The organism is Azospirillum sp. TSO22-1, from assembly GCF_003116015.1.
Classification (GTDB): domain Bacteria; phylum Pseudomonadota; class Alphaproteobacteria; order Azospirillales; family Azospirillaceae; genus Azospirillum.
Genome location: NZ_LGQZ01000075.1, coordinates 53107 through 78855 on the forward strand (window position 1 = coordinate 53107; position 25749 = coordinate 78855).

Sequence of the window (25749 nt, forward strand, 5' to 3'; positions counted from 1 at the left end):
CCAAAGCCGTACGCGGATCGGTACGCCGTCAGGCGACCCGGGTCTCGATCTGGCTGAGCATGAACAGCAGCTCGTTCGGGGTGAACGGTTTCAGCATCCGGTGCCAGCCGCGGGCGAGGATCTCCTCGCGCACCTCCGGGGCGGAATCCCCGGTCAGGATGATCACCGGCACCCGGCCGGCGATGGCGCCCATCGCTTCCGGCACCGCCTCCAGCGCGGTGCAGCCGCCGAGCCGGAAGTCGCAGAGCAGCACGTCCGGCTGCACGCCGGATTCGGCGATCTTCCACGCCAGCTCGCCGCCGGTCGCGCCGGAGATCACCAGATAGCCGGCGGCGCGGAGGAAGGCCTCCGTGCCTTCGCGGACCATTGCGTCGTCTTCGATGAGCGTGACGTTGATCATGGCTCGATGATCTGCCCCGACGGGGCGCCTTGACCGGGAAGTCACAAGCACATCACAGGTTGCGGAAAGTCGCAACCATGCCGGACCGCATACAACGGTTGCATGACGCGCTGCCGGAAGGCCGCGTCCGAATGCCGTAAAAATATCGGAGGGGGGAGGGGAATGGTGCTGCCAGAGAGGATTGAACTCTCGACCTCTCCCTTACCAAGGGAGTGCTCTACCACTGAGCTACGGCAGCCCCGTCCTGAGGTGGCGCGGGTTATACGACAGGCGTCCGGCCCACGCAACCCCTTAAAAGCAAAAAATCACGCCTTCGCGTCGGCCAGCGGAACCACCGCCTCGGCGCGGAAATCCGGCACGATGTTGGCGACGATGGTCAGCACGCGTTCGGCGTCGCCGCCGCGCGCCGCCGCCTCCAGCTCGCCCAGCGCGCGGTTGACCAGCGCGTAGTCGATGACCCGCGGCGAGGCCAGGAAGACGCCGTCGGCCTCGGTGCGCGTCGGCGCCTCGGCGGCGGACAGGATCTCCTCGAACAGCTTCTCGCCGGGGCGCAGGCCGGTGAACTCCACCTTGATGTCGACGTCCGGCCGGTAACCGGCCAGCCGGATCATCTGCCGCGCCAGATCGACGATCTTCACCGGCTCGCCCATGTCGAGCACCAGCACCTTGCCGCGCTCCTCGGCCCGGGCGGCGCCGTGCGCGGAGGCCTGCAGCACCAGCTCCACCGCCTCGCGCACCGTCATGAAGTAGCGGCGCATGTCCGGGTGGGTGACGGTCAGCGGCCCGCCGGCCGCCAGCTGGCGCTGGAACAGCGGCACCACCGAGCCCGAGGAGCCCAGCACGTTGCCGAAGCGCACCGTCATGAAGCGCGTGGTCGTGGCGCCGTCGCGGCCCGGCAGCACGTCGAGCGCTTGGCAGTAGCACTCGGCGAAGCGCTTGCTGGCGCCCATCACGCTGGTCGGGCGGATCGCCTTGTCGGTCGAGATCATCACCATGGCGAGGCAACCCGCCGCGCGCGCCGCATCGGCGACGTTGCGGGTGCCGACGACGTTGGTCAGCGCGCCCTCGGTCGGGTTCTCCTCGACCAGCGGCACGTGCTTCAGCGCCGCGGCGTGGAACACCATGACCGGGCGGTGCTCCTGGAACAGGCGGTGGACGCGGTCGCGGTCGCGCACGTCGGCCAGTACCGTGTGCACGGCGAGATCCGGGAACCGCCCGCGGATCTCCAGGTCGATGGCGTAGAGGTTGAACTCCCCGGCATCGACCAGCACGAGGTCGCTCGGCTCCAGCGCCGCGATCTGCCGCACCAGCTCGCTGCCGATGGTGCCGCCGGCGCCGGTGACCAGCACGCGGCGCGCGGCGATCAGTTCGCTGATGGCGCCGCGGTCGAGCACCGACTGTGGCCGGCCCAGCAGGTCCTCGATGGCGATCGGGCGGACCTCGATCTTGCCCTCGTCGAGGGCCGACTTGAACTCGGTCAGGCTGGGCAGGCGGGACAGCGTGAGGCCCAGCGCCTCCGCCTCGTCCAGCAGGGCGCGCACGGCGGCGCCCGTCACCTCGGCGTGGCCCTTGGTGAGGATCAGGCGCTGCGGGCGCTCGCCCTTGCGGGCCAGCGCCTCGACCACGCCGCGCAGGTCGTCGGTGCCGCCCAGCACCGGCACGCCGCGCACCGACTGCCCCATGCGGCGGTTCTTGTCGTCCAGCATGCCGACGACGCGGTACACCGTGTTGGCCTGCGAGCGGATGAACAGCTCCGCCGCGTCGCCGACGCCCAGCAGCAGCACCGGGATGCGCGGCACGCCGGACAGCTCGTCGCGCAGCGCCAGCCGGCGGTCCTTGGTCAGGCGGTAGGCGAAGCGCGGCCCGCCCAGCAGCACGATCTGCACCAGCCAGAGGATCGGCGGCAGCGAGCGGGGCAGGGCGTTCAGGCGGGTCATCATGAACATGACCAGCACGAAGGTCAGCACCGACACCGTCACCGCGCGCACCACATGGGCGAGATCGGGGATCGAGGCGTAGCGCCAGATGCCGCGGTACAGGCCCAGCGTCATGAACACGATGCCCGAGATGCCGACCATGATCGGCGCGGCCAGCGTCAGCACGTCGGCGTACTGATCGAAGGCCAGCATGCCGACGCGCAGGTAGAGGGCCACCACGAAGGCGACGCCGGTCATCACGAGGTCGTGCAGGTAGACGAGGAACGCCCGCGGCGACGGGATGCGCATCATGGACCCTTCGGAACGCTCAGCCGTGCGAAGCTTTGAACCATTCGGCGGTGGCGCGCAAGCCGGACGCGGCTTCCGCCGGCGGAGACCAGCCCAGCGCGGCGCGAATCGCCGCATCGTCGAGAACCAGCGAGCCGCCCACCCGGTCCCAGGCGTCCCGCCGGCCGAGCAGCGCGGCGGCGAGCCCCAGCAGCGCCGGCGGCACCGGCAGCAGGCGCGGACGGACGCCGAGACCGGCGCTGAAGTGGCGCACGAGGTCGGCGGTGGACAGCGGCGCGCCGTCGCTGACCAGGAAGGTGCGGCCGGGCGCCGCCGGGTGGCTCAGGCACAGGGCGACCGCGTCGGCGAGGTTGCCGACGCCGATCAGGCTGCGCCGGTTGGCCACGCGGCCCAGCGGCAGAGGGACGCGCTTCCGGCACAGGCGCAGCAGGGCGCGCAGATTGCCGGCCACACCCGGGCCGTACACCAGCGGCGGGCGCAGGATCACCGGGTCGAGCGCGCCGCGGGCGTGCAGGTCTTCCAGCGCCTGCTCGGCCTCCCGCTTGGAGATTCCGTAGGGGGAGTGCGGGTCGGCCGGAGTGGCGTCGGTGACCGGGTCGGGCCGGCTCTCGTCCACCACCGCCTTGATCGAGCTGAGATAGACGAAGCGGCGCACGCCGCGCCCGGCGCACGCCTCGGCGAGGCGGCGGGTGCCGTCGGTGTTGGTGCGGCGGAATTCGGCGAGCGGGTCGGACGCGGTGTCGCGCATCACGTGCACGCGGGCGGCGAGGTGAGCGACGGCGTCGACGCCCTCCAGCGCCTCGGCCCAGTCGGTGTCCGGGCCGATGTCGCCGACGGCGACGAGGTCGGCGCCGGGTACCTGGGCGTCCGGATGGCGCACGGCGGCGCGCACGGCGAAGCCACGCTTCACGAGCAACGGCACGAGGGCCCTGCCGACGAAGCCGGTGGCGCCGGTGACGAGGATGCGGGTCATGCTTGCCCCCACCCCCGACCGCTCCCCCGCTGCGCAGGGGAGGGCGACCTCCCCTCCCCTGCGCAGCGGGGGAGGGAGGGGCCCCGCGCCGAAGGGCGCGGGGAGGGTGGGGGCAAGTGCGTCACGCCGGAACCCTCCTCACAGCCCGCCCCAGATGCGCCAGCAGCAGCAAAATCACCGCTGCGCCGGCCGGCAGCGCGGCCCAGCCGATGCTGAGCGACGCGGCGGCGAGCGCCACCAGGGCGGCGTTGGCGGCCAGCACGGCGCGCACCACCTCGGCGTGGCTGCGGCCGCGCTGGGTGGCCTTTTGATAGAAGTGCTCGCGATGCGCCTGCCAGACCTTCTTCCCCTCGGCGGCCCGGCGCAGCAGGGTGACGGTCGCGTCGGTCAGGAAATAGGCCGGCACCAGCAGCGCCGCCGCCCACATCCCCTTGGCGGCCACCGTCAGCAGCAGCCAGCCCAGCGCGTAGCCCAGCGGCACGCTGCCGACGTCGCCCATGAAGACCTTGGCCGGGTCCCAGTTCCAGCGCAGAAAGCCCAGCGCCGCGCCGGCCACGGCCAGCCCGTACAGCGCCAGCTCCGGTTCCAGCCCGGCCAGCGCAGCGACCAGCGCCAGCCCGCCGCCGACGGTCGCTGCCTCGCTGCCGGCCAGCCCGTTGATGCCGTCCATGAAGTTGAAGAGGTTTACGAACCACAACCACGCGAAGCCCGCCAGCACGCGGTCCAGCCACAGCGGCGCCAGCCCCTGCAGGACCAGCCCATCCGGCGGCAGCGCCGCCATGCCGACCACCACGGCGCCGATCTGCGTCAGGAAGCGCGGCGCCGGCCCCAGCCCGCGGCGGTCGTCCATCCACGAGATCGCCATCAGCGCCGACGCCCCCGCCAGGATCGGCAGCACGGCGCGCAGATCGCCCAGCCCGCCGCCGATCAGTGCCCAGGCCGGCAGCAGCGCCAGCATGACGCCCCAGCCGCCGCCGCGCGGCGTCGGGATGGTGTGGCTGGAGCGGTCGTTGGGATGGTCGAGGATCGCCTTGTGCCGCAGGTACGCGGTCACCCGCCCGACCAGCAGCCAGGAGGCGGCCAGCGTCCCGGCCAGCGCCAGCAGGGCCGCCAGGGCGCTCACGGCGCGGTCCTCGCGCGGGGGATACCGGCCAGCAGCGAGCGGTACAGCTCCACCGTCTTCGCCCCGACGCGGTCGGCGGCCATGTCGGATTCGACCAGCGCGCGGCTGGCCTTGGCGAAGCGGCGGCGCAGTTCGGCGTCGCGGGCCAGCGTGCCGATCGCCTCGGCCAGCGCGCCGGCATCGTCCACCGGCACCAGCAGCGCGTTCCCGCCGGCATGCGCCACCTCGCGACAGCCCGGTACGTCGGTGGCGACGATGGCGCGGCCGCAGCTCGCCGCCTCCAGCAGGCTCTTGGGCAGGCCCTCGCGGCGCGACGGCAGCACGGCGATGTGGGCGCGCTTCCACACTTCGCGCACGTCGGCGATGTGGCCGGGCAGCTCGATGCCGGGCAGGGCCTTCCAGCGCTCCAGCTCGGCCGGCTTGATGGAGGTCGGGTTCTCCGGGTCCGGCGTGCCGGCCAGGATCAGGTTGATCTCCAGCCCCTCGACGCGGAGCCGCTGGTGCGCCTCGACCAGCGGGCGCACGCCCTTGTCCTCCAGCAGGCGGCCGACGAAGCCGACGGTGACCGGCCCCTCGGGCTCGGGCAGCACGGCGAAGTGCTTCACGTCGATGCCGGAGCCGCGGATCAGGCTGACCGCGTCCGGCTTCACCAGCTTGCGCTCGACCAGCAGGTCGCGGTCGTCGGAATTCTGCAGGATCAGCCGGCTGTTCGGCCGCTTCAGCACGACGCCGAGCAGCGGCCGCGCCACCAGCCCGGCGACGCGCCCCTTCAGCCCGCCCTTGCCCATCAGCGCCGAGCCCAGCCCGGTCAGCCCGTTGACCACCGCCGGCACCCCGGCGGCGATGGCGGCCAGCCCGCCCAGCAGGATCGGCTTCAGCGCCACGTGGTGCACGATGGCCGGGCGCTCGCGGCGGTACACCGCGTCGATCTCGCGGATGCAGGCCAGCGCGTGCGACGGGCTGACGCTGCGCCGCCGCCAGTTCAGCGGGACGACGCGGAAGCCCTCCGCCTCGATGCGCTCGCGGTGCTGGTCGACGCGGGTGGCGACCACCACGTCGAAGCCGGCCTTCTTCGCCGCCCGCGCCATCGGCAGGCGGTGCGACCAGAAATACCAGTCCTCGGTGACGAGGTAGAGCAGCGTCGGCCGGGCCTCAGCTTTTCCAAGGGGCCTCAGCGCGGCGGTCCTGACCGGAACGGAGGTCGCCTTCTTGCGGCGCGTGGTGATGGGCACGGGAGGGGCCTTACTTGACGCCGTGATACTCTTTGTACCACTCGATGAACCGCGGGATGCCCACGGACACCGGCGTGGCCGGCTCGAAGCCGAGGTCGCGGCGGCTCGCCTCGATGTCGGCGTAGGTGGCCGGGACGTCGCCGGGCTGCATCGGCTCCATCTGCTTGATGGCGGCGCGGCCGAGCGCCTGCTCGATCACGCCGATGAAGTCCAGCAGCCGTTCCGAGCGGTGGTTGCCCAGGTTGTAGACGCGGTGGCGCACGCCGCTCTCGTCCGGTTGCACCGGGCGGTCGAGCGCGGCCAGGATGCCGGCGACGACGTCGTCGATGTAGGTGAAGTCGCGCTGCATCTCGCCGGCGTTGAAGACGCGGATCGGCCGGCCGGCGAGAATGGCATCGGCGAACAGGTACGCCGCCATGTCCGGGCGGCCCCACGGGCCGTACACGGTGAAGAAGCGCAGCCCGGTCGCCGGGAAGCCGTACAGGTGGCTGTACGCGTGGCTCATCAGCTCGTCCGCCTTCTTGGTGGCGGCGTAGATGGACACCGGGCTGTCGACGCGGTCCTCGACCGAGAACGGCAGCACCTTGTTGCCGCCGTACACCGACGACGAGGACGCGTACACGAAGTTCCGCACGTTCGGCAGGTTGCGCACCATCTCCAGCATGCAGAGATGGCCCATCACGTTCGCCTCGACGTAGGCGTACGGGTTCTCCAGCGAATAGCGTACGCCCGCCTGCGCGGCGAGGTGGACGATGCCGGTGACGTCGGCCAGCTGCGGGCGCAGGGCCTCCATGGCGGCGCGGTCGGCGATGTCGACCTTGAGGAAGCGGAACGCCGGGTTGGGCGTCAGGCGGGCCAGCCGCGCCTCCTTGAGGGCCACCGAGTAGTAGGCGTTCACGTCGTCGATGCCGAGCACCGTCTCCCCGCGCGCCATCAGGGCCGCGGACAGGTGCGAGCCGATGAAGCCGGCGGCGCCGGTGACCAGGATCGTCATGTCGCTTCATGTCCTATGCGGGAAACGGCTGCCGTTATGCCCCAGCCGCGTGCCGGATGCCAGCCCCGCGCTTGACAGGGCCGATGATCAGCCGATCTACTGCCGCACCCGAATGAACGGCGGCGAAAGCACCCATGGCCCCCAAGAAGAATCCGCTGAACCTGAACCCCCTGCAGCTCAAGACGCTGACGCTGCTGCAGGAGATCGCGCGGCTCGAGAACGCGCCGGCCGAGGAGCCGGGCGGCTTCAAGGTCACGCAGCTGCCGCATGCGCACGGCAGCCATTTCCATGTCGGCGACGCCGTGGTGTCCGGGCGTGACGCCACCGGCCTCAGCAACCCGGCGGTCTGGGTGGTGCTGGAGCGCAAGGGGCTGGTCCTCTCCAACGAGAGCGGCGGAGTCGTGCTGACGGCGGAGGCCATGACCTACGACACCGGCCTGCGCGATTCCATCCTGCACCGCTCCGACCACTGAGGTCGACGCGCCGTGTGCGGCTTCTGCGGATTCCTGACGCCGTCCCCCGATAGGGGGATGGAGGCGGCCGTGCGCCGCATGAACGACACCATCGCCCACCGCGGGCCGGACGGCGACGGCGTCTGGGTGGACGAGGCGGCGGGAATCGCGCTGGCGCACCGGCGCCTCGCCATCGTCGACCTGTCGCCGCTGGGCCGGCAGCCGATGGAGTCCGCCGACGGGCGCTGGGTCGTCGCCTACAACGGCGAGATCTACAATTACCAGGACCTGCGCGCCGAACTTGAGGCCGCCGGCCACCGCTTCCGCGGCCATTCCGACACCGAGGTGCTGATCGAAGGCGTCGCCCGCTGGGGCGTCGAGGCGACGGCGCGCCGGCTGGTCGGCATCTTCGCCATGGCGCTGTGGGACCGGCGGGAGCGCGCTTTGCACCTCGTCCGCGACCAGATGGGCGTCAAGCCGCTGTACTGGGCGCGCTTCGGCGACACGGTGCTGTTCGGCTCGCAACCGAAGGCATTGCGGGCCCATCCCGCCTTCCGCGCCGAGATCGACCGCGACGCGCTGACCGCCTATTTCCGCTTCGCCTACGTGCCGGCGCCGCACACCATCTATGCGGGCGTCCACAAGCTGGAGCCCGGCAGCATCCTCACCATCCGTCCCGACGCGGAGCCGGTACGGACCGCCTACTGGTCGCTGGAGGGCGCCGTGCGAGCCGGCCTGTCGGACCGGCTGGACCTGCCCGACGAGGAGGCCGCCGACCGGCTGGAAGCCCTGCTGATGGACGCCGTCGGCCGGCAGATGGTCGCCGACGTGCCGCTCGGCGCCTTCCTGTCGGGCGGGGTGGATTCCTCCACCGTGGTGGCGCTGATGCAGGCGCAGTCGTCCCGTCCGGTGCGCACCTTCACCATCGGCTTCCGCGAGACCGGCTACGACGAGTCCGCCGATGCGCGGGCCGTCGCCACGCACCTCGGCACCGACCACACCGAGCTGACCGTCGAGCCCGCCGACGCGCTGGCCGTCATCCCGACGCTGGCCGACTGGTACGACGAACCGTTCGCCGATTCCTCGCAGGTGCCGACCTTCCTGGTGTCGCAGCTGACCCGCCGCTCGGTCACCGTGGCGCTGTCCGGCGACGGCGGCGACGAGCTGTTCGCCGGCTACCGCCGCTACCTGCTGGGGGCGCGGCTGTGGCGCGGCATGGGCCGGGTGCCGGCCGGCCTGCGCGCCGCCGCCGCCGGGCTGATCCAGGCCGTGCCGCCGGGGCGCTGGGACGCGCTGCTCGGCCGCCTTCCCGGCATGCGCATGGCCGGCGACAAGGCGCACAAGCTGGCGGGGATCCTCGGCTCCGCCGACGCCGACACGCTGTACCGCACGCTGGCCAGCCAATGGCACCACCCCGAGGCGCTGGTCCTCGGCGGGCGCGAGCCGCACGGCCTGCCGTGGGACGCCCGTGCCGCCGCCCTGGTGCCCGACTTCACCGAGCGCATGCAGTACCTCGACACCGCGACCTATCTGCCGGACGACATCCTCGCCAAGGTGGACCGCGCCAGCATGGCGGTGGCGCTGGAGGCGCGGGTGCCGCTGCTCGACCACCGGGTGGTGGAGTTCGCCTGGCGCCTGCCGCTGCACCAGAAGCTGCGCGACGGGCAGGGCAAGCACCTGCTGCGCCGGGTGCTCTACCGCCACGTCCCGCGTGACCTGATCGAGCGCCCCAAGATGGGCTTCGCCGTGCCCATCGCCGACTGGCTGCGCGGCCCGCTGCGTCCCTGGGCCGAGGATCTGCTGGACGAGCGCCGCCTGCGCGAGGACGGTCTGCTGGACGCCGCCACGGTGCGCCGCGCCTGGGCCGAGCACCTGTCGGGGCGCCGCAACCGGCAGCACCAGCTGTGGGCGGTGCTGATGTTCCAGGCCTGGAAGGCGCGCTGGGGCAAGGCTCCCGCCGTCACCGAACCGGCCGCGAGCGCCGCATGAGCGAGACGCCGCCGCCCAAGCCCGGAAAGGTCAAGAGCCCGGACCGCCAGGACCGCCTGGCCGAACGCCTGCGCGACAACCTGAAGAAGCGCAAGGAGCAGGCGCGGGCGCGGGAAGCCAAGGACGACGATCGCGAAGCCCAGGATTGAGCGCAGGGCGCATTTCCATCCCTTGAGCCCCCCGTCCGCGTCCGCTACAACCCCCTGATCCGATTTCGTACGAGGAGAATGGGCCCATGGGCATCATGCCGGACAGCTGGATTCGCGAGATGGCCTCGACCAAGGGGATGATCGAGCCCTTCGTCGACCGCCAGGAGCGCGCCGGCGTCATTTCCTACGGGCTCAGCTCCTACGGCTACGACGCTCGCGTCGCCGACGAGTTCAAGATCTTCACCAACGTCGATAACGCCATCGTCGATCCCAAGCTGTTCTCGGAGAACAGCTTCGTCGACCGCAAGACCGACGTCTGCATCATCCCGCCGAACAGCTTCGCGCTGGCCCGCACGGTGGAGTACTTCCGCGTGCCGCGCGACGTGCTGGTGATCTGCCTGGGCAAGAGCACCTACGCCCGCTGCGGCCTGATCGTCAACGTCACCCCGCTGGAGCCGGAGTGGGAAGGCCACGTGACGCTGGAGATCTCCAACACCACGCCGCTGCCCGCCAAGGTCTACGCCAACGAGGGGCTGTGCCAGTTCCTGTTCCTCCGGGGGGACACGGTCTGCGAGACCTCCTACGCCGACAAGTCCGGCAAGTACATGGGCCAGAAGGGCGTCACCCTGCCGCGCCTTTGAGCGCGGCGGGCCATCTTGTAAACCGGCTCCGCCGGCACCATCCCTACAGCATCAAGCACTCATAGGTCCCATGGACAGGATCCGTATCCGCGGCGGTAACCCCCTGCGCGGCGCCATCGAAGTCGGCGGCGCCAAGAACGCGGCGCTGCCGCTGATGACCGCCAGCCTGCTCACCGACGAGACGCTGGTTCTCAAGAACCTGCCGATCCTCGCGGACATCAACACGCTGTGCAACCTGCTGCTCCAGCACGGCGTGGCGATCCATCTCGCGGGCGCCGGCGGCAACTGTGCCGGCCGGGTGATCGAGTTGACCGCGCGCAACCTCACCAACACCACGGCCCCCTACGACCTGGTGCGCAAGATGCGCGCCTCGGTGCTGGTGCTGGGGCCGCTGGTCGCGCGCTGCCGCGAGGCGCGGGTGTCGCTGCCCGGCGGCTGCGCCATCGGCGCGCGTCCGGTGGACCTGCACATCAAGGGCCTGCAGGCCATGGGCGCGGAGATCGAGCTGGACCGCGGCTACATCGTCGCCAAGGCGCCGAACGGCCTGAAGGGCGCGGAGTTCGTCTTCCCCAAGGTCTCCGTCGGCGCCACCGAGAACCTGCTGATGGCCGCCACGCTGGCGAAGGGCGAGACCGTGCTGGTCAACGCCGCGCGCGAGCCGGAGGTGAGCGACCTCGCCCACTGCCTCGTCGCCATGGGCGCCGACATCCAGGGCATCGGCAGCGACACGCTGCGCATCCGCGGGGTCGAGCGGCTGCACGGCGCCACCCACGCGGTGGTGCCCGACCGCATCGAGACCGGCACCTACGCCATGGCCGCGGCGATCACCGGCGGCGAGCTGGACATCATGAACACCCGGCTGGAGCTGATCCAGTCGCTGGCCACCACCTTGCAGCCGGCCGGCGTGGTGTTCACCGAGATCGAGAACGGCGTGCGCGTCGCCCGCGCCAACGGCGAGCTGCACGGCGTCGATACGATGACCGAGCCGTTCCCCGGCTTCCCGACCGACCTGCAGGCGCAGATGATGGCGCTGATGTGCACGGCGCGCGGGGCGGCGATGATCACCGAGACGATCTTCGAGAACCGCTTCATGCACGCGCCGGAACTGATGCGCATGGGCGCGCGTATCACCGTGCACGGCTCCTCGGCGCTGGTGCGTGGGGTCGAGCGGCTGACCGGCGCGCCGGTCATGGCCACCGACCTGCGCGCCTCGGTGTCGCTGGTGCTGGCCGGTCTGGCGGCGGAGGGGGAGACGACGGTCAACCGCGTCTACCACCTGGACCGCGGCTACGAACGGGTCGAGGAGAAGCTGGCCGCCTGCGGCGCCGACATCGAGCGCATCGGCGGCGGCGGCGAGGACTGACGGGTAGGGGAGGAGCCATGACCACGCCGTTGCGGATGCGCGCCGAGGACCAGGAGGACCTGAAGGTCGTCTCCGCCTGCCTGCAGGACGCCATCGTGCCGATTGGCGACATGTGCTACCTGCCGGACGAGAAGCGCTTCGTGGCGGTGGTCAGCCGCTTCCGCTGGGAGGCCAGCGACCGTCCGCGCGAGGCCTCCGGCCCCACCGCCGAGGACGACGAGCTGTACCCGTTCGAGCGCGTCAACTGCGGCGTCCGCTTCGAGGGGGTGACGGCCGTCAAGATGCGCGGCCTGGATCTCAAGGACCGCCGTCAGTTCCTCGAACTGCTGTCGGTGGAGACGGTGGAGGGCGGAGGCGTGGCGCTGCATTTCTCCGGCGGCGGCTGCATCCGCCTGGACGGTGCCTCGTGGCGCTGCTTGGTCGAGGATCTCGGCGAGCCCTGGCCGACCTCCTGCAAGCCCTGCCATCCCATTGAAGAGTAGGGGGTGAGGAGTAGAACGGTCGGGGATTTGCCAGTCCCGCGTGTCGATGATATATTGTTGGAGGTGGCCGGCGGGTGCTGCGAACACCCACCGGCTCGCCCCTAGGCCTTCCTGCGGCGGCGCTTGGTGATCGCGATCACCCAGTCCCGCCACGCGAAGACCAGGAGAAAGGGCATCTTCTTCATGCCTTTTGCCTCCTTTGATGCGGCGGCCGGCCTATTCCGGCCGCCGTCATCATTTTTGCACACAAGTGCATGGGCGAATCCACCGAAGCGTGTATGTGGCGACGGATCGTCGCGCGCGCCTGTTGTCGGGGCATGAACAGGCTGAGCGAACCCTGGCCGACCACTGAGGCCGACGCGATCTCACGGATGCACGGCCAGCACCACCCGCGCCACCAGCGGCAAGAGGGCGTCCCAGCCGTCCAGCTCCACCGTGCCGTCCACCTTCGGCGCGCCGGCCAATGCGAAGACCGGTTTGCCGAACTGCAGGCCGAAGGCGATCTCCGACAGCGTGCCGACGCCGCCGCCGATGGCGATCAGGCACAGCGCGGCGCGGGCGATCAGCGCGTTGCGGGCGACGCCGATGCCGGTGGCGATGGGCACGGTGACGTAGGGATTGGCGCTCTCCCAGTCCTCGCCGGGCAGCAGGCCGACGGACAGGCCACCCCGGCTCGCCACGCCGCGGCAGGTCGCCTCCATGACGCCGGAACGGCCGCCGCACAGCACCACCAGCCCGAGGTCGGCCAAGCCCGCGCCGACCGCCTCGGCCATCGCCTCCTGCTCCCGCGTCGGCTCGCGCGGGCCGATGACGCCGACCGGCGGACGGCAGGGGGAGCCGCTCTCCCGTTGCAACCAGCGCACCGTCTCGGCGTCGCCAAGCGGCAGGCCGTCCGGCGGCGGCCGGTCGGGGGTCCAGGTGCGGCGGGCCGGGTCGAGGCGGCGTCCGGCGGCATCCCAGAGGGTGCGGCGGTCGGGGGCGAGGGTCCACATGCCGGCACTATGCCACAGACGCTGGTCTGGGTGGCCCTCGAAGAATGGGCTGACGGCGGAACCCCCGGCGCACGCTCTGGTTGGGGCGGTATCCCCAACCGAGACGGAGGACCGCATCATGGCCAAGAGCCTGAACGGAAAGACCGTGGCCGTGCTCGCCACCGACGGCTTCGAGCAGTCGGAACTGACCGAGCCGGTGAAGGCCCTGAAGGAGGCCGGCGCCACCGTGCACATCGTGTCGCCGAAGTCCGGCAGCATCCAGGGCTGGAAGCACCACGACAAGGGCGACACCGTGCCGGTCGATGCGACGCTGGAGTCCGCCGATGCCGGCCGCTACGACGCGCTGATGCTGCCCGGCGGCGTGATGAACCCGGACGCGCTGCGGCTGGAACCGAAAGCCATCGCCTTCATCCGCGCGTTCGTGCAGGCGGGCAAGCCCATCGCCGCCATCTGCCACGGCCCGTGGACGCTGATCGACGCCGATGGCGTGCGCGGCCGGCGGATGACCTCCTGGCCGTCGCTGAAGATCGACCTGACCAACGCCGGGGCGACCTGGGTGGACGAGACGGTGGTGACCGACCGCGGCCTCGTCACCTCGCGCAACCCGCAGGACCTGCCGAACTTCTGCCCGAAGATGATCGAGGAGTTCGCCGAGGGCCGCCATGGCCATCGCCACGCGGCTGAATGAGCCGCCATCCCCCTCCCCCATGCGGAACGGGGGAGGGGGCGCCGGGTCAGGCGTTCACCAGCGGCGACAGTCCGTTCTGGATCGCCCACACCGCAGCCTGCGTGCGGTTCTGGGCGTTGATCTTCCGCATCACGTTCTTGAAATGCATCTTCACCGTGCTCTCGGTGATGTGCAGGTTGCGGGCGATCGCCTTGTTCGACTGGCCGGCCAGCAGGCAGCGCAGGATCTGCACCTCGCGCTTCGACAACTCGTTGTTGGTCGGCGTGGCGCGGGTCGGGGTCGGGCGCTCGTTGGCGGTGGCGATCAGCAGGCTGGCGACGTGCGTCGGGTACACCACCTCGCCCAGCATCACCAGTTGCAGCGCGCGCAGCAGCGATTCGCTGCTCATCGACTTGTTGAGATAGGCGTCGGCGCCGGCCCGCAACGCCAGGGAAAGCGACCGGTCCAGCATCTCGTCCGCCAGCACGGCGATGCGCGCGCCGGTGGCGGTGCGCAGCCGCTTGATCCCGGCGAGTTCCTCGGCCGAGCCGTCCTGCAGCGCCATGACGATGAGGTCGGGCTCGCTGCCCCGCTCGACCGCCGTCGCGGCGTCACCGGTGTCCGCCGCATAGTGGCAGATGCGGAACGGACCGCTGCTGATGAGCGTGCCAAGCGCCGCCGAGAACAGCCGGTCGTGGTCGATCAGCATCACATTCCAGGTGTCCATAAAGCCTCCTCCATGAAGCCGCATTCGCGCCCGTTTCGTTTTGTAAATTGCGTATCGCGCAATGCCCGCATATAGGAAAAATACAAGACATATTGTCTTGTAAATGCGGGCTTTACCATGAATATGGAAGTGTTTTATACGAGTGAGCGTTGTCGCGGCAAGCGACATCGAAATTGCGCATGATGATAGCGCAAGGATAACGCAGCTAGCAGGACAAAAAGCCGGGAAAATCGAAAGTGGTATCTTTCGGTGAAATCGGAGATGTCGCGGCGCGTCGGTGGCGAATAGGCTGTCGGAACCGGGTGTGACACCGGATCATTTGCGAGCCGCGACCGGAGGAAGGTAGAGACACGATGGAAGTACAGGTGCGTTCGATGGGCGGTGAGCGGGCGATGCGCGCCAAGCCGCGCAAGTTCCTCGTCGTGGACGATCACCCCCTGGTGCGGCACGGCTTCGCCCTGTCGGTGGGCGAGATCCACCCCGACGCCCAGATCATCGAGGCGGGTTCGCTGGTCGAGGCGCTGGAGGTGGCGGCCCGCGTCCGCGACCTGACGCTGGTGCTGTTCGACCTCAGCCTCGCCGACCGGCAGGGACGCGACGGGCTGCGCCGCATGGTCGATGCGCTGGCCGGCGTGCCGCTGCTGGTGATCTCCGGCTCCGACGACGTGGCCGACATCGTCGACAGCGTGCGCATGGGGGCCAAGGGCTACATCCTCAAGACCAGCTCCACCGCGGTGCTGGAGCACGCCATCTCGCTGGCCCTGACCGGGGAGACGTTCCTGCCGCTGCCGCGCGCGGTGCTGAGCGGCAACGTGGCGGCGGACACGGCGCGGCCGACCGGGCAGATCCTCGACCGCCTGACCGACCGCCAGCGCGACGTCTTCCAACTGCTGCTGGCCGGCCATTCCAACAAGGAGATCGCGCGCGAGCTGGGCGTGCTGGAGGGCACCGTCAAGGTGCATGTGCGCGCCATCATGCAGAAGCTCGGCGTGCGCAACCGCACCCAGGTGGCGGTGGTGGCCGCCCGCGCCGGCTGCTTCCCGGAAGAGGTGTAGCCGCTACGCCGCCCAGAAAGAGTATGGCGGCTACGCCGCCGGCGGGTGCGCGGCGCGCGCCCGGCGCGCCTGCCGCACCCAGAAGCGGGCGGCGATCACCGACAGGAAGAACGCCGCCCCCATGCTGGCGTAGATCATCACCCCCAGCGACACCACCACCAAGCCCGGCAGGCTGAGCAGCAGGGTCGTCAGCGTCTGGTGGACGCCGTCCACCTCCCCGAAATACTCGGGAAAGCGCTCGACCACCGTGGCGATGGTGAACAGCACGTAGAACAGAAGCGCGGTGCGGCTGCCGATCACCAGGTCGGCGCGCGGACGGTTCAGCACCTCGTCGCCGGGCGGGCTCGGCCACGCCATCGTGGCGGAGATCGCCCCGCACATCCCGGCCGCCACCATCGCCAGCGCGTCGGAGCGCAGCCCCAGCAGGTGCGTGTACCCGACGAAGAAGAGGGTCGCCCCGACCGCGATGGTCAGCGCGTACCCGAGCCCCGTGGCGATACCCCGCATGCACCCTCCATGCCTCCGCCCCTTCGTATGACGTGAAACCGACTTCTATCCCTTTCGTTCGTGGAGGTAAGTGCAGCCTATTGGTCTATTGCTGCGACGCACGCTCCCGCGCATCATTCTTTCTGCGACAGACTGTCGCACAACAGGGAAGGAAAAGCCAATGCCGAACCGGCCCATCCGGGAGATCGTCCGCAACCAGCGCGTCGTCACCGTGCCGCGCACCGCGTCCGTCCGCACTGCGGCGCACATGATGAGGGAATACCGCATCGGCGCGTTGCCGGTGGTCGATGGCGAACGGCTGGTCGGCATCTTCACGGAGCGCGACGCGCTGTTCCGCGTCCTCGCCGGCCGGCTCGACCCCGACCGTACCCAGGTGGACGAGGTCATGACCTGCGACCCGACCACCATAGGGCCGGACCGCACCATCGTGGACGCGCTGCACTACATGCACGACGGCGGCTTCCGCCACCTGCCGGTGGTCGAGCGCGGCCGGCCCATCGGCATGGTGTCGATCCGCGACGCCGTCGGCCCGGAGCTCGCCCGGTTCGAGCACGAGGTGCACGACATGGAGGCCATCGCCGAGATCCTGGCCTGAGGCCGCATACCGCCGGCGGGGACCACCATGAGTGGTCCCCTTTCGCGCCTTTCGCGCTATGATCCCGCGCCATGCGGGTATCCATCATCACCTACGGTTCGCTGGGCGACGTTCGCCCCCTCGTGGCGCTCGGCGCCGGTCTCGTGCGGGCCGGGCACAGCGTGGTCTTGCCGGCCGACCGCGAGTTCCGGCCGCTGATCGAGCGCCACGGCCTGGAGCACCGTCCGCTGTCCGGCGACGTACGCGCCGTGACCCAGGGCGACGCCGCCGACGCGCTGTTCCGCCGCGGCGTCAACCCGGTGCAACTGACCCGTGCCCTGGTGCGCATGGCGCAGGACTATGGCGAGGCGTGGACCCGCGAATACCTCGAGGCGTCGCGCGGCTGCGACCTGCTGGTGACCGCCGGCCTGGGCTTCTACACCGGTATCGGCATCGCCGAGTCGCTCGGCGTTCCCTGGGCAGGGGTCGGCTTGCAGCCGATGGGGCCGACGCGCGCCTTCCCGCCGCCCCTGATGAAGCCGCCGGCCATGCGGCTGCCGGGGGCGGTGAACATCATGCTGCACGTCGCCCTCATGCAGGTGATCTGGCAGGGCTTCCGCCCGTCCATCAACCGGGCGCGGCGCAGCGTGCTCGGCCTGCCGCCGATTCCGCTGATCGGGCCGGGGCCGCGGATGATGCGCGAGACGCCGCCGGTGCTCTACGCCCACTCGCCGCAGGTGCTGCCCAGGCCGGCGGACTGGCCGGAGTTCTGCCACGTCCCCGGATTCTGGTTCCTCGACGAGGGCATGGATTGGGAGCCGCCGGCCGGCCTGCGGCGCTTCCTCGACGATGGCCCACCGCCGGTGTACGTCGGCTTCGGCAGCATGGGCGGCTACGACCCGGCCGCCACCACCGCGCTGGTGCTGGAGGCGCTGGGCGACCGGCGCGCCGTGCTGTCGGCGGGCTGGGGCGGGCTGGACGCCAAGGCGCTGCCGCCGACCGTGCACGGGCTGGAGTCGGCGCCGCACGACTGGCTGTTCCCGCGCATGGCGGCGGTGGTCCACCACGGCGGCGCCGGCACCACGGCCGCCGCCTTGTGCGCCGGGGTGCCGGGCTTCGTGGTGCCGTTCCTCGGCGACCAACCCTTCTGGGGAGCGCGTGTGCACGCGCTGGGTGTCGGCCCGGCGCCGCTGCCGCGCACGGAGCTGACGCCGTCCCGGCTGGCGGCGGCGCTGGCGCTGATGGACGATCCGGACATGCGGGCGCGCGCCGCCGACCTGGGCGCGCGGATCCGGGCGGAGGACGGCGTCGGCACGGCCGTGAACATCCTGGAGCAGACGGTGCGCTGAAGCCTTGGCTCCGCCGTCGGGCGTGGCATACTCCCGCGCCCAACGATTTCACACCCGTTTCCGGCGGCAATCCGGAAACTGCGGCTTTCCGTTTCCCTGTGGGGGTTTTCCAGTGGCGATCGGCGTCTTCGATTCCGGGCATGGCGGGCTGACGGTGCTGCGGGCGCTGACCGAGGCGGCGCCGGGCCGGCCCTTCGTCTATCTCGGCGACAACGGCAACGCCCCGTATGGCCCGCGCAGCGACGAGGAGATCTACCGCCTGACCGTGGCCGGCGTGGAGCACCTGTTCGCGCAGGGCTGCGGGTTGATCGTGGTGGCCTGCAACACCGCGGCGGCGGTGGCGCTGCGCCGGATGCAGCAGACCTGGCTGCGCGACGCGTACCCGGGGCGCAACGTGCTGGGCGTTCTGGTCCCGATGGTCGAGGCGATCACCCGCGTGCCCTGGATGGTCGAGGCGCCGCTCGCCGGCCGGCTGCCGGAGCCGCGCACCGTGGGCGTCTTCGCCACCGCGGGCACGGTCCGCTCCGGCTCCTTCCCGCGCGAGATCGGCAAGCGGGCGCCGGACGTCACCGTCGTCCAGCAGGCCTGCCCGGACCTCGTGCCGCTGATCGAGGAGGGCGCCCCCGACGCCGCGATCCGCCCGGCGGTGCGCCGCTACGTCGCCGAGCTGACGGAGCGGCTGGACGGCCGGCCGCTGGATTCCGTGGTGCTGGGCTGCACGCACTACCCGCTGGTGGCGCACCTGTTCGCCGAGGCGCTGCCGCCCGGCGTCGAGGTGCTGTCGCAGCCGGCGCTGGTCGCCCGCTCGCTGGAGCATTACCTGGAGCGCCATCCGGAATACGCGCCGGCCGGCGGAACCGCCGAAGGCCCGCGTTTCTTCACCACCGGCGACGCGGCGCGGGTGAGCGCGCTGGCCGGGCGCTTCTTCGGGCGGCCGACGCCGTTCGAGACGCTGTTCGAGACGCTGGGCGGCTGATCTCCGCCGGGCGGGAACCTCCGCCTTGAGCGCGCCGTTCAAGGGGCACGGGATCCGTTCCCGCGGGAGACCCATATGGCGCATCATGCCCACGTCGACGACTTCGACCGGATGATCAACGTCGGCCACGCCGAGCGCGTGGCCTCGCTGGTCGGCGGCGGCATCCTCGCGGTGCTCGGCATCCGCCGGCCGACCATCGGCGGCGCGGTCATGGCGCTGGCCGGCGGCGCGCTGGTGGCGCGCGGCCTGACCGGCTATTGCCCGGCGTACGGGCTGATGGAGAGTTGGCGCCGTCCCGCCTCCGCGATTCCCGCCCAGGACGTCGACGACGGCCGCCATCGGTACTCCCGCAACCCCGGCGACATCTACGGCGACGCCGACGAGCGGGTGGACGAGGCATCCGAGGAATCCTTCCCGGCCAGCGATCCGCCCTCCTTCACCCCCGGCACCGCTTGAGCGTACCGCGTCGATTCGCGAATTACCCAAAACTTGTCAATTTTGTTGCAGTATTCGCGCGTTGCACGTCTTGATTATCTGCTCTATGCTGCGCCGCACAAACGTAACGCTGCGGGTGGGGAGGAAGGACGAACCGTCGGCACACCTGCATGAGTACTTCATCATGTAAGGATGCGATGCACGGAACGACCATCCAGTCAGCGGTCTGACGTCAATCCCCGACTTTCCAGATGGGACACTTCTGATGACCACCATGATTCCTGCGGCCGCCAGCCTTGCCGGCAAGAAGGGCCTGATTCTCGGCATCGCCAACGACCAGTCGATCGCCTGGGGTTGCGCCAAGGCGTTCAAGGCGCTGGGCGCCGACCTGGCGATCAGCTACCTGAACGACAAGGCCAAGCCGCACGTCGAGCCGCTGGCCCGCGAGGTCGAGGCCGAGATCTTCGAGCCGGTGGACGTCACCGGCGAGGGCCAGCTCAAGGCCATGTTCGAGAAGATCGAGCAGAAGTGGGGCAAGCTCGACTTCGCGCTGCACTCCATCGCCTTCGCCCCGCGCGAGGACCTGCACGGCCGCGTCGTCGATTGCTCGCGCGACGGCTTCTCGGCGGCGATGGACGTGTCCTGCCACTCGTTCATCCGCATGGCCCGCTACGCCGAGCCGCTGATGAAGGAGGGCGGCACGCTGTTCACCATGTCGTACTTCGGCGCCATCCGCGTCATCGACAACTACGGCGTCATGGGCCCGGTGAAGGCCGCGCTGGAGGCCAGCGTGCGCTATCTGGCGGCCGAGCTGGGCCCGAAGGGCATCCGCGTGCACGCCATCTCCCCCGGCCCGATCAAGACGCGCGCCGCCTCGGGCATCGCGCACTTCGACGAGCTGATGGCCAAGGCCGCCGACCGCGCGCCGGAGCACCGTCTGGTGACCACCGAGGAAGTCGGCTACACCACCGCCTTCCTCGCCACCGACGGCGCCAAGGGCATCACCGGCGCCACGACCTACGTGGACTGCGGCTACTCCATCGTCGGCTGACGGCGGACGCTGCGCGGAAAGGGGCGGGGGCTTCGGCCCCCGCCCCTTTTTGCGTGCGGGAACGGGTGCGTCAAATTGCCGTGCGCCTGCATGGTTCCTTCTGTGCCGCGCTGCACCGCACGCATAATCCGGCCAGTGGATGCCCGCCAAAAGGGTGGGCGCTGGTCCGGAGGTGGCATGGGTGCGATAGCGTGGCGGCGCCAACTCAGTGTTGGACAATCGTCCATCGACGACGATCACAGGCACCTGATCGAGTACCTGAACGAACTGGACGCCGCGCTGAACGCGCGGGTCTACATGCCGGCGCGCGTCGCCAAGACGCTGATGAAGCTGCTGGAGTACACGCATCAGCATTTCCAGCGCGAAGAGAAGATCATGGAGAAGGTGCACTTCCCCAAGATCGAGGAGCATAAGCGCCGCCACGCCGACGCCGTGAAGGCGATCGGCGATCTCTCCAACGTCTTCGCCAAGGAGCCGACCCGCGCCAACGGCGAGCGGATCTACGCCTTCACCGCCGACTGGCTGGTGAACCACATCATCATGGAAGACACGCAGATCGCGCCGTACGTTCGCGGCGTGTGGGTATGATCAGACCGCCACCCGCGCCGCCCGCGCCTGCTCGCGGGTCCATTCCGCGATGACGCCCAGCAGGCGTTCCAGCAGCGGGCGCACGTCGCCGGCCAACTCGTCGCGGTAGCGGAAGGGCGGCGCCTCTTCCATGTAGGTGCGCTGGCCGAGTTCGAGCTGGACGGCGTGGATGCCGTCCTCCGGCTTGCCGTACGCGCGGGTGATGTAGCCGCCCTTGAAGCGGCCGTTCAGCACCGAGCTGTACGTGCCGGTCGCCGCCAGCACGTTCATCAGCCGGCCGACCAGCTTCGGCGCGGCGGTGGCGCCGTCGGCGGTGCCGAGGTTGAAGTCGGTCAGCCGGCCCTGGAAGAAGCGCGGCACCTCGGAGCGGATCGAGTGCGCGTCGAACAGCACGGCGACGCCGAAGCGGTCGCGCAATGCCTGCAACTCGCGCTGCAGCGTCTCGTGGTAGGGGCGCCAGTAGGTGTCGATGCGGCGCTGCACCTCGGCGGCGTCGGGCTCGTGGCCGGGGCGGTAGAGCGGTTTGCGGTCGAAGGTGGTCAGCGGGCACAGCTCGGTGTTGTCGGCGCCGGCGTACAGCGCCGCCCCGGCCGGGTCGCGGTTGAGGTCGATCACGTAGCGCGAGCACGTCGCCTTCAGGAAACCGATGCCGAGCGCCGGGGCGAAGTGGTACAGGCGGTCCAGGTGCCAGTCGGTGTCCGGCGTGGCCAGCGCCGCCTCCGTCATCCCGGCGGCGGCGTCGGGCGGGATGGCCGTGCCGACGTGCGGAATGCTCAGCAGGATCGGAGTTTCACCCGGCTGGAATCGGAAGGTTTCCATCGAAACACCCTGGGGGACCGGCTCGGCGCGCAGCATCATGCTGCGTTGCACAACGACTATGGGGGCGGGCGCCGCCGCCGTCAAACTCAATTGCGATTTTATTACATTTGCTAAGGAAATTCTACGCCGGGGGATCGTTTGGCTCGTCCGCGTCCAGATCGTCGCTTTCGGCGACGTGATCGACCATATCGGACAGCACCCGGCGGATATGCTCGTCGGTGATCAGGTAATAGACGCGGTTGCCGCGCCGCTCCGCCTGGATCAGGCGTCCGGCGCGCAGCAGGCGCAGGTGGTGGCTGACCAGCGAGGGCGACAGCCCCAGCGCCGTCGCCATGTCGCCGACCGAGGTCGGCGTCTCCAGGCAGGCCAGGATGATGCGCAGCCGGCTGGGGTCGCTCATCAGGCGGAACATGTCCGCCAGTTCGGCGGCCTGGTCCTCGCTGACGCGCGCCAGCGCGGGTTTTGCGTTTGGCATGAAACGGGCTCCGGAAGGTCGCAGCGGCTGGAGATAGGACCATCATGCCGGTCCGGCGCCCCGGCGTCACCCCACCTTTGCCTTGCTGCGCCCGTCGGTGGGGGAACGGAGGGGAGTTGACGGCGGGGCCGGAGTTGGGAACAATTCGCCCCAAATCAGAAGAAGGCCGCAAAAGGCCGCTGCGGATCCACCGCACCGGGAGGAAACCATGACGACACGCCGTCGGGTCTTGTTGCCTTTGGCGTTGGTGCCGATCGCCGGGATGGCCGTGTGGGCCGGCGGCGCGGCGGAGCCGACGCACCCCGCAGGGCGCTTCCATCTCGCCCTCGACGAATTCACCGCGCTGTGGCGCGACCTTGCCGGCGTCCGTCTGGCCGGCGCCGCCGCGGCCCCGCAGTTCCCCGACGCCGTCACGGCGCTGGACGGGAAGACGGTCAGCCTGCGCGGCTTCATGGTGTCGCTGACTGAGGGCGGGCCGCAACGCCGATTCATCCTCGCCGCCAACCCGGTCGGCTGCCCGGCGTGCGAGCGCCCGGGGCCGGCCTCCATGTTGCACGTCCACGCCAGGGTTCCGGCGCCGGAGACGCGCAACGCCGTCATCGTGTCGGGCACGCTGCGCCTCAACCCGCACGAGGGGCTGTTCTACCGGCTGGAGCAGGCGACCGTCCGCTACGCCTAATCGAACAGCAGGCCGCGGCCGGTCCGTTGCAGCGGCTCGCGGCCGGCGATCGAGGCCACCAGCTCGCCCATCCCGGCGAAGCGGCGGTTGCTGCGCGCCATGAGGATCCCCGCCGTGCCGGCGCGCAACGGGGTGCGCGCCTGTGCCGGATCGGCGGCGCTGGGATCGACGATGTCCGCCACCAGATCGCCCGGCGCCACCCGTTCGCCCACCGCGCGGTGGAAGGCGATGACGCCGGGGTGCGGCGCGGTCAGCCGCTCCAGTCCGGCCAGCGGCGTGGCCTCGCACGCCGGGGGCGGCGGAGCGGTTTCGCCCGCCACCACGCCGCGGCGGACCAGGATGCGCAGCAGGGCGCGGGCGTCCGCCTCGGCCAGCGCGTCCGACACGTCGGCCTTGCCGCGCAACTCCACGGTGGCGGCGGCGCAGCCGAACGGAACCGGGGTTTCGGAGCCGAAGCGCCCGGCCAGACGCCACCACGGGCCGGAGCACGCCTCGTCGAACGGCGTGCCGCCGGAGTCCCGCTCCAGCAGCACCGCCTCGCAGCCCAGTTCGCCGGCCACGTCGGACAGCGCCGGCCACAGCGCCTCGCCGGTGTAGAGGTGCGGCACCGCCTCCTGGTCGCAGTGCAGGTCGAGCACGAGGTCGGCGTCGAGCGCCAGCCCGAGCAGCGCGTGGCGCAGCGCCGCCACCTCGGTCGCCGGCGTCAGGTCGGCGTGCGCCGCGCGCAAGGCCGCGCGCACCAGCCGCACGTTCTCTGCCGCATCGTCGCCGAGCGCGCCGGACAGCCGCTCGGCCGCCGCGTCGGTCAGGTCGGGGAACTGCCGGTTGAAGTTGCCGCCGCCGTCGAGGGCGTAGCGGCCGACGTGCGTGCCCTCCACCACCTGGGCGAGGCCGATGGGGTTCGCCACCGGCACGACGACCACCTCGCCGGTTACCGCGGCCTCGCGCAGCAGGCGGATCAGGTGGTGCGCCACCAGCATGCCCGGCGTCTCGTCGGCGTGCAGCGCCGCCTGCAGGTACGCCCTGGGGCGGGCGCCCGGCGCGCCGAAGCGGTGCACCGCCAGCACCCGCCGCGTGCCCAGCCGCGCGCAGGGGAGGGGGATTTCCTCGATCATGGGGGCGTCTCCGGTGCAGCCTCGCGTCAGCAGATAGCGCGGCTCGAACCGTCCGTCGAGGGTGGTGTTATAACTATATAGTATTTGATATAAAAACGCTTAACTGCCAATGTTTGCTGCCTTGGACGCCCCTTGGACATGTGGTGAGGGCAAAAGCCATGCCGCTGGACACCGACGATATCTCGGACGGATGCTGCGGCCTCGGAGCAGGGGCCGTGCCGCCGGCCGCTCCGCTGATCGTCATTGCCGATGTGGAGGGCCGCAACGTTTATGCCGACGGTGCGGTGCGGGCCTACACCGGCCTCTCCGGCGAGACGTTGAAGGGGCACGGCTGGCTGGACGTGCTGCACCCCGACGATCAGGCGCGCGCGGCGGCGGCCTGGGCGCAGGCCGTGGCGTGCGGCGGGCGCTACGAGGCCGACTATCGCTACCGGCGCCACGACGGAGCGTACTGCTGGTTCCACGCCAAGGCGATCTGCGACCGCGACGCCTCCGGGCGGATCCGCCGCTGGTTCATCGTGTCGGAGGAGATCCCGGAGCGGGGCAGGGCGTGAGTTCCGCTCGCCCCGGTTGCAGGGGCGTGGCATGCTGCCGGCATGGACCTTACGGCGACAGGACGCGGCGCGGCGCTGCTCGGGGCGCTGGCGCTCTACGGGATGCTCAGCGCGCCGGCGCCGCCGGAGGTGCGCGCGGTGGAGGCCGTCATCGGCGCTCTGCTGCTCGCCGCGCTCGGCTGGCGCCGGCCCTGCGCGGTGGTGAGCGGCCACGCGCTGCGCGGCCCGGCGCTGCCCGGGTGGGAGGCGGTCGGAATCCTGGCCTTCGCGTGGCTGCTGTGGGCGCCGCTGGTGCGCGGGCTGACGTTGGGTTGGGAGCCGGGCGCGGTGCTGCGCGACGTGGTGCCGCTCGGCTACCTGTTCCTGCCGGTGCTGCTGGTGCCGCTGCTGCGGCGGGGCGACGGGCGGGCGGAGCGGCTGCTGGCGGCGGGGCTGGCGCTGGCCGGCGTGCTGTTCGCCCTGCGCTGGTGGCGGCAGGCGGAGTGGGGATTCGGCGCGGTCGGCGTGCGGGCGATGGCGGACGGGCTGCGCTACTTCCTGAACGCGCCGTCGGTGCTGTTCGCCGCGCTGGCGCTGCCGATGGCGGCGCTCGGGCTGGCGGCGCGCGGCGGCTGGGCACGCTGGCTCGCGGCCGGACTCCTGTTGTTGCCGGCGGCGCTGTGCCTGGGCGCGCTGGCGGGGGCGGTGCACCGCATGGCGCTGGGGCTCGCGCTGCTGGGGGGCCTGGCCACCGTGCCCTGGTGGTGGCGCCGGGCACCGCGGCTGGTGCTGGGCGTGGCGGTGCTGTCGGGCGCGGCGCTGCTGCTGCTCGGCGACACGCTGGGCGGGGCGCTGGCGCAGGTGGCGGAGAAGAACCGGCTGACCGGCACCAACGCCCGGTTGGACGAGGCCGCGGCGGTGCTGGAGCAGGTCGGCCGCTCGGCCGAGGCCTTCCTGTTCGGCGACGGCTGGGGCGCGCTGATCGCCAACCCGGCGGTCGGTGGCTGGCGCGTGGCGTACACGCACACGCTGGCCAGCTACACGCTGTTCAAGGCCGGGGCGCTGGGCCTGATGGCGCTCGCCGCCTACCTCGCCGCGCTGGCGCCGTCGGCGTGGCGGTTGCTGCGCGCCGACCCGCCGCTGGCGGGGGCGGGGCTGGCGCCGGCTGCGATGGGGCTCGGCGC

29 protein-coding genes and 1 tRNA gene are annotated in these 25749 nt (G+C 71.1%); 17 read left to right on the top strand and 13 right to left on the bottom strand.

The window, feature by feature from the left end; all coding sequences use genetic code 11:
• Nucleotides 1-28 precede the first annotated feature (28 nt).
• The 7 genes from TSO221_RS19330 to TSO221_RS19360 all read right to left on the bottom strand — a co-directional run bounded on the left by TSO221_RS19330 (nt 29) and on the right by TSO221_RS19360 (nt 6947).
• Nucleotides 29-400, bottom strand: a complete 372-nt coding sequence (locus TSO221_RS19330; protein WP_109120155.1) for a response regulator — start codon at nt 398-400, stop codon at nt 29-31.
• A gap of 163 nt (nt 401-563) precedes the next feature.
• Nucleotides 564-638: transfer RNA gene (locus TSO221_RS19335), tRNA-Thr, on the bottom strand.
• Nucleotides 639-705: 67 nt separating this feature from the next.
• Nucleotides 706-2625: a nucleoside-diphosphate sugar epimerase/dehydratase gene (locus tag TSO221_RS19340; protein ID WP_109120182.1), complete on the bottom strand. Its 1920-nt coding sequence runs from the start codon at nt 2623-2625 to the stop codon at nt 706-708.
• A gap of 19 nt (nt 2626-2644) precedes the next feature.
• Nucleotides 2645-3598 carry an NAD-dependent epimerase/dehydratase family protein gene (locus TSO221_RS19345; RefSeq protein WP_109120156.1) on the bottom strand — a complete coding sequence of 318 codons (954 nt, stop codon included), beginning with the start codon at nt 3596-3598 and terminating at the stop codon, nt 2645-2647.
• A gap of 121 nt (nt 3599-3719) precedes the next feature.
• On the bottom strand, nt 3720-4721 hold the full coding sequence (locus tag TSO221_RS19350) for a glycosyltransferase family 4 protein (RefSeq protein ID WP_109120157.1): 1002 nt from the start codon (nt 4719-4721) through the stop codon (nt 3720-3722).
• Nucleotides 4718-5953 carry a glycosyltransferase family 4 protein gene (locus TSO221_RS19355; RefSeq protein ID WP_247878131.1) on the bottom strand — a complete coding sequence of 412 codons (1236 nt, stop codon included), beginning with the start codon at nt 5951-5953 and terminating at the stop codon, nt 4718-4720. The genes TSO221_RS19350 and TSO221_RS19355 overlap by 4 nt, the downstream gene beginning before the upstream one ends.
• 10 nt (nt 5954-5963) lie before the next feature.
• Nucleotides 5964-6947, bottom strand: coding sequence for an SDR family NAD(P)-dependent oxidoreductase (locus TSO221_RS19360; RefSeq protein WP_109120158.1), 984 nt, complete (start codon nt 6945-6947; stop codon nt 5964-5966).
• A 134-nt stretch (nt 6948-7081) separates the two neighbouring features.
• Here TSO221_RS19360 and TSO221_RS19365 point away from each other — a divergent pair, with 134 nt between their 5' ends.
• The 6 genes from TSO221_RS19365 to TSO221_RS19385 all read left to right on the top strand — a co-directional run bounded on the left by TSO221_RS19365 (nt 7082) and on the right by TSO221_RS19385 (nt 12023).
• Nucleotides 7082-7420, top strand: coding sequence for a hypothetical protein (locus TSO221_RS19365; protein WP_109120159.1), 339 nt, complete (start codon nt 7082-7084; stop codon nt 7418-7420).
• Nucleotides 7421-7432: 12 nt separating this feature from the next.
• The gene (gene asnB, locus TSO221_RS19370; RefSeq protein WP_109120160.1) at nt 7433-9388 is read left to right on the top strand and encodes an asparagine synthase (glutamine-hydrolyzing); all 1956 of its coding nucleotides are present in this window, start codon (nt 7433-7435) and stop codon (nt 9386-9388) included.
• Nucleotides 9385-9537 (top strand): hypothetical protein, encoded by a 153-nt coding sequence (locus TSO221_RS36010; protein WP_199229537.1) that lies wholly within the window; start codon nt 9385-9387, stop codon nt 9535-9537. Before asnB ends, TSO221_RS36010 begins: the two co-directional genes overlap by 4 nt.
• A gap of 86 nt (nt 9538-9623) precedes the next feature.
• Nucleotides 9624-10178 carry a dCTP deaminase gene (gene dcd / locus TSO221_RS19375; protein WP_109120161.1) on the top strand — a complete coding sequence of 185 codons (555 nt, stop codon included), beginning with the start codon at nt 9624-9626 and terminating at the stop codon, nt 10176-10178.
• Nucleotides 10179-10248: 70 nt separating this feature from the next.
• Entirely contained in the window at nt 10249-11541 is a 1293-nt protein-coding gene (gene murA / locus TSO221_RS19380) for a UDP-N-acetylglucosamine 1-carboxyvinyltransferase (RefSeq protein WP_109120162.1), read from the top strand.
• Between the two features lie 17 nt (nt 11542-11558).
• On the top strand, nt 11559-12023 hold the full coding sequence (locus TSO221_RS19385; protein ID WP_109120163.1) for a DUF2948 family protein: 465 nt from the start codon (nt 11559-11561) through the stop codon (nt 12021-12023).
• Nucleotides 12024-12388: 365 nt separating this feature from the next.
• Here the strand turns inward: TSO221_RS19385 and TSO221_RS19390 are convergent, their stop codons facing one another.
• Entirely contained in the window at nt 12389-13015 is a 627-nt protein-coding gene (locus TSO221_RS19390; protein ID WP_109120164.1) for a TIGR00725 family protein, read from the bottom strand.
• Between the two features lie 118 nt (nt 13016-13133).
• Between TSO221_RS19390 and TSO221_RS19395 the strand changes: the two genes are divergently transcribed.
• Nucleotides 13134-13703 (top strand): type 1 glutamine amidotransferase domain-containing protein, encoded by a 570-nt coding sequence (locus tag TSO221_RS19395; protein ID WP_109120165.1) that lies wholly within the window; start codon nt 13134-13136, stop codon nt 13701-13703.
• 46 nt (nt 13704-13749) lie between these two features.
• On the opposite strand, the gene TSO221_RS19400 is transcribed toward TSO221_RS19395, so the two are convergent.
• Nucleotides 13750-14409 (bottom strand): response regulator transcription factor, encoded by a 660-nt coding sequence (locus TSO221_RS19400; RefSeq protein ID WP_109120166.1) that lies wholly within the window; start codon nt 14407-14409, stop codon nt 13750-13752.
• 353 nt (nt 14410-14762) lie between these two features.
• Here TSO221_RS19400 and TSO221_RS19405 point away from each other — a divergent pair, with 353 nt between their 5' ends.
• Nucleotides 14763-15464 (top strand): response regulator transcription factor, encoded by a 702-nt coding sequence (locus tag TSO221_RS19405; protein ID WP_109120167.1) that lies wholly within the window; start codon nt 14763-14765, stop codon nt 15462-15464.
• Between the two features lie 30 nt (nt 15465-15494).
• Here TSO221_RS19405 and TSO221_RS19410 read toward each other — a convergent pair whose 3' ends face one another.
• The gene (locus TSO221_RS19410; RefSeq protein WP_109120168.1) at nt 15495-15971 is read right to left on the bottom strand and encodes a hypothetical protein; all 477 of its coding nucleotides are present in this window, start codon (nt 15969-15971) and stop codon (nt 15495-15497) included.
• A 160-nt stretch (nt 15972-16131) separates the two neighbouring features.
• On the opposite strand from TSO221_RS19410, the gene TSO221_RS19415 reads away from it, so the two are divergent.
• The 6 genes from TSO221_RS19415 to TSO221_RS19440 all read left to right on the top strand — a co-directional run bounded on the left by TSO221_RS19415 (nt 16132) and on the right by TSO221_RS19440 (nt 20944).
• Nucleotides 16132-16566, top strand: coding sequence for a CBS domain-containing protein (locus TSO221_RS19415; protein ID WP_109120169.1), 435 nt, complete (start codon nt 16132-16134; stop codon nt 16564-16566).
• A gap of 71 nt (nt 16567-16637) precedes the next feature.
• Nucleotides 16638-17894, top strand: a complete 1257-nt coding sequence (locus TSO221_RS19420) for a glycosyltransferase (protein ID WP_109120170.1) — start codon at nt 16638-16640, stop codon at nt 17892-17894.
• Between the two features lie 112 nt (nt 17895-18006).
• Nucleotides 18007-18870: a glutamate racemase gene (gene murI, locus TSO221_RS19425; RefSeq protein ID WP_109120171.1), complete on the top strand. Its 864-nt coding sequence runs from the start codon at nt 18007-18009 to the stop codon at nt 18868-18870.
• Nucleotides 18871-18945: 75 nt separating this feature from the next.
• Nucleotides 18946-19326 (top strand): DUF2892 domain-containing protein, encoded by a 381-nt coding sequence (locus tag TSO221_RS19430; protein WP_109120172.1) that lies wholly within the window; start codon nt 18946-18948, stop codon nt 19324-19326.
• A 244-nt stretch (nt 19327-19570) separates the two neighbouring features.
• Nucleotides 19571-20356 (top strand): enoyl-ACP reductase FabI, encoded by a 786-nt coding sequence (gene fabI, locus TSO221_RS19435; RefSeq protein WP_109120173.1) that lies wholly within the window; start codon nt 19571-19573, stop codon nt 20354-20356.
• A 177-nt stretch (nt 20357-20533) separates the two neighbouring features.
• The gene (locus tag TSO221_RS19440; protein WP_109120174.1) at nt 20534-20944 is read left to right on the top strand and encodes a hemerythrin family protein; all 411 of its coding nucleotides are present in this window, start codon (nt 20534-20536) and stop codon (nt 20942-20944) included.
• Here TSO221_RS19440 and hutG read toward each other — a convergent pair whose 3' ends face one another.
• Together hutG and TSO221_RS19450 are read right to left on the bottom strand one after the other, a co-directional pair.
• On the bottom strand, nt 20945-21763 hold the full coding sequence (gene hutG, locus TSO221_RS19445; protein ID WP_109120183.1) for an N-formylglutamate deformylase: 819 nt from the start codon (nt 21761-21763) through the stop codon (nt 20945-20947). It abuts the gene before it with no gap.
• A gap of 121 nt (nt 21764-21884) precedes the next feature.
• The gene (locus tag TSO221_RS19450) at nt 21885-22238 is read right to left on the bottom strand and encodes a metalloregulator ArsR/SmtB family transcription factor (RefSeq protein ID WP_109120175.1); all 354 of its coding nucleotides are present in this window, start codon (nt 22236-22238) and stop codon (nt 21885-21887) included.
• Nucleotides 22239-22446: 208 nt separating this feature from the next.
• Between TSO221_RS19450 and TSO221_RS19455 the strand changes: the two genes are divergently transcribed.
• Nucleotides 22447-22917 carry a DUF3299 domain-containing protein gene (locus TSO221_RS19455; RefSeq protein ID WP_109120176.1) on the top strand — a complete coding sequence of 157 codons (471 nt, stop codon included), beginning with the start codon at nt 22447-22449 and terminating at the stop codon, nt 22915-22917.
• On the opposite strand, the gene TSO221_RS19460 is transcribed toward TSO221_RS19455, so the two are convergent.
• Nucleotides 22914-24032 (bottom strand): succinylglutamate desuccinylase/aspartoacylase family protein, encoded by a 1119-nt coding sequence (locus tag TSO221_RS19460; RefSeq protein WP_109120177.1) that lies wholly within the window; start codon nt 24030-24032, stop codon nt 22914-22916. The two genes, TSO221_RS19455 and TSO221_RS19460, sit on opposite strands and share 4 nt — an antisense overlap.
• Nucleotides 24033-24247: 215 nt before the next feature.
• On the opposite strand from TSO221_RS19460, the gene TSO221_RS19465 reads away from it, so the two are divergent.
• Nucleotides 24248-24586, top strand: coding sequence for a PAS domain-containing protein (locus TSO221_RS19465; protein WP_199229538.1), 339 nt, complete (start codon nt 24248-24250; stop codon nt 24584-24586).
• Between the two features lie 42 nt (nt 24587-24628).
• A partial coding sequence (locus TSO221_RS19470; protein ID WP_109120179.1) for a hypothetical protein occupies nt 24629-25749 on the top strand: 1121 nt, incomplete at its 3' end.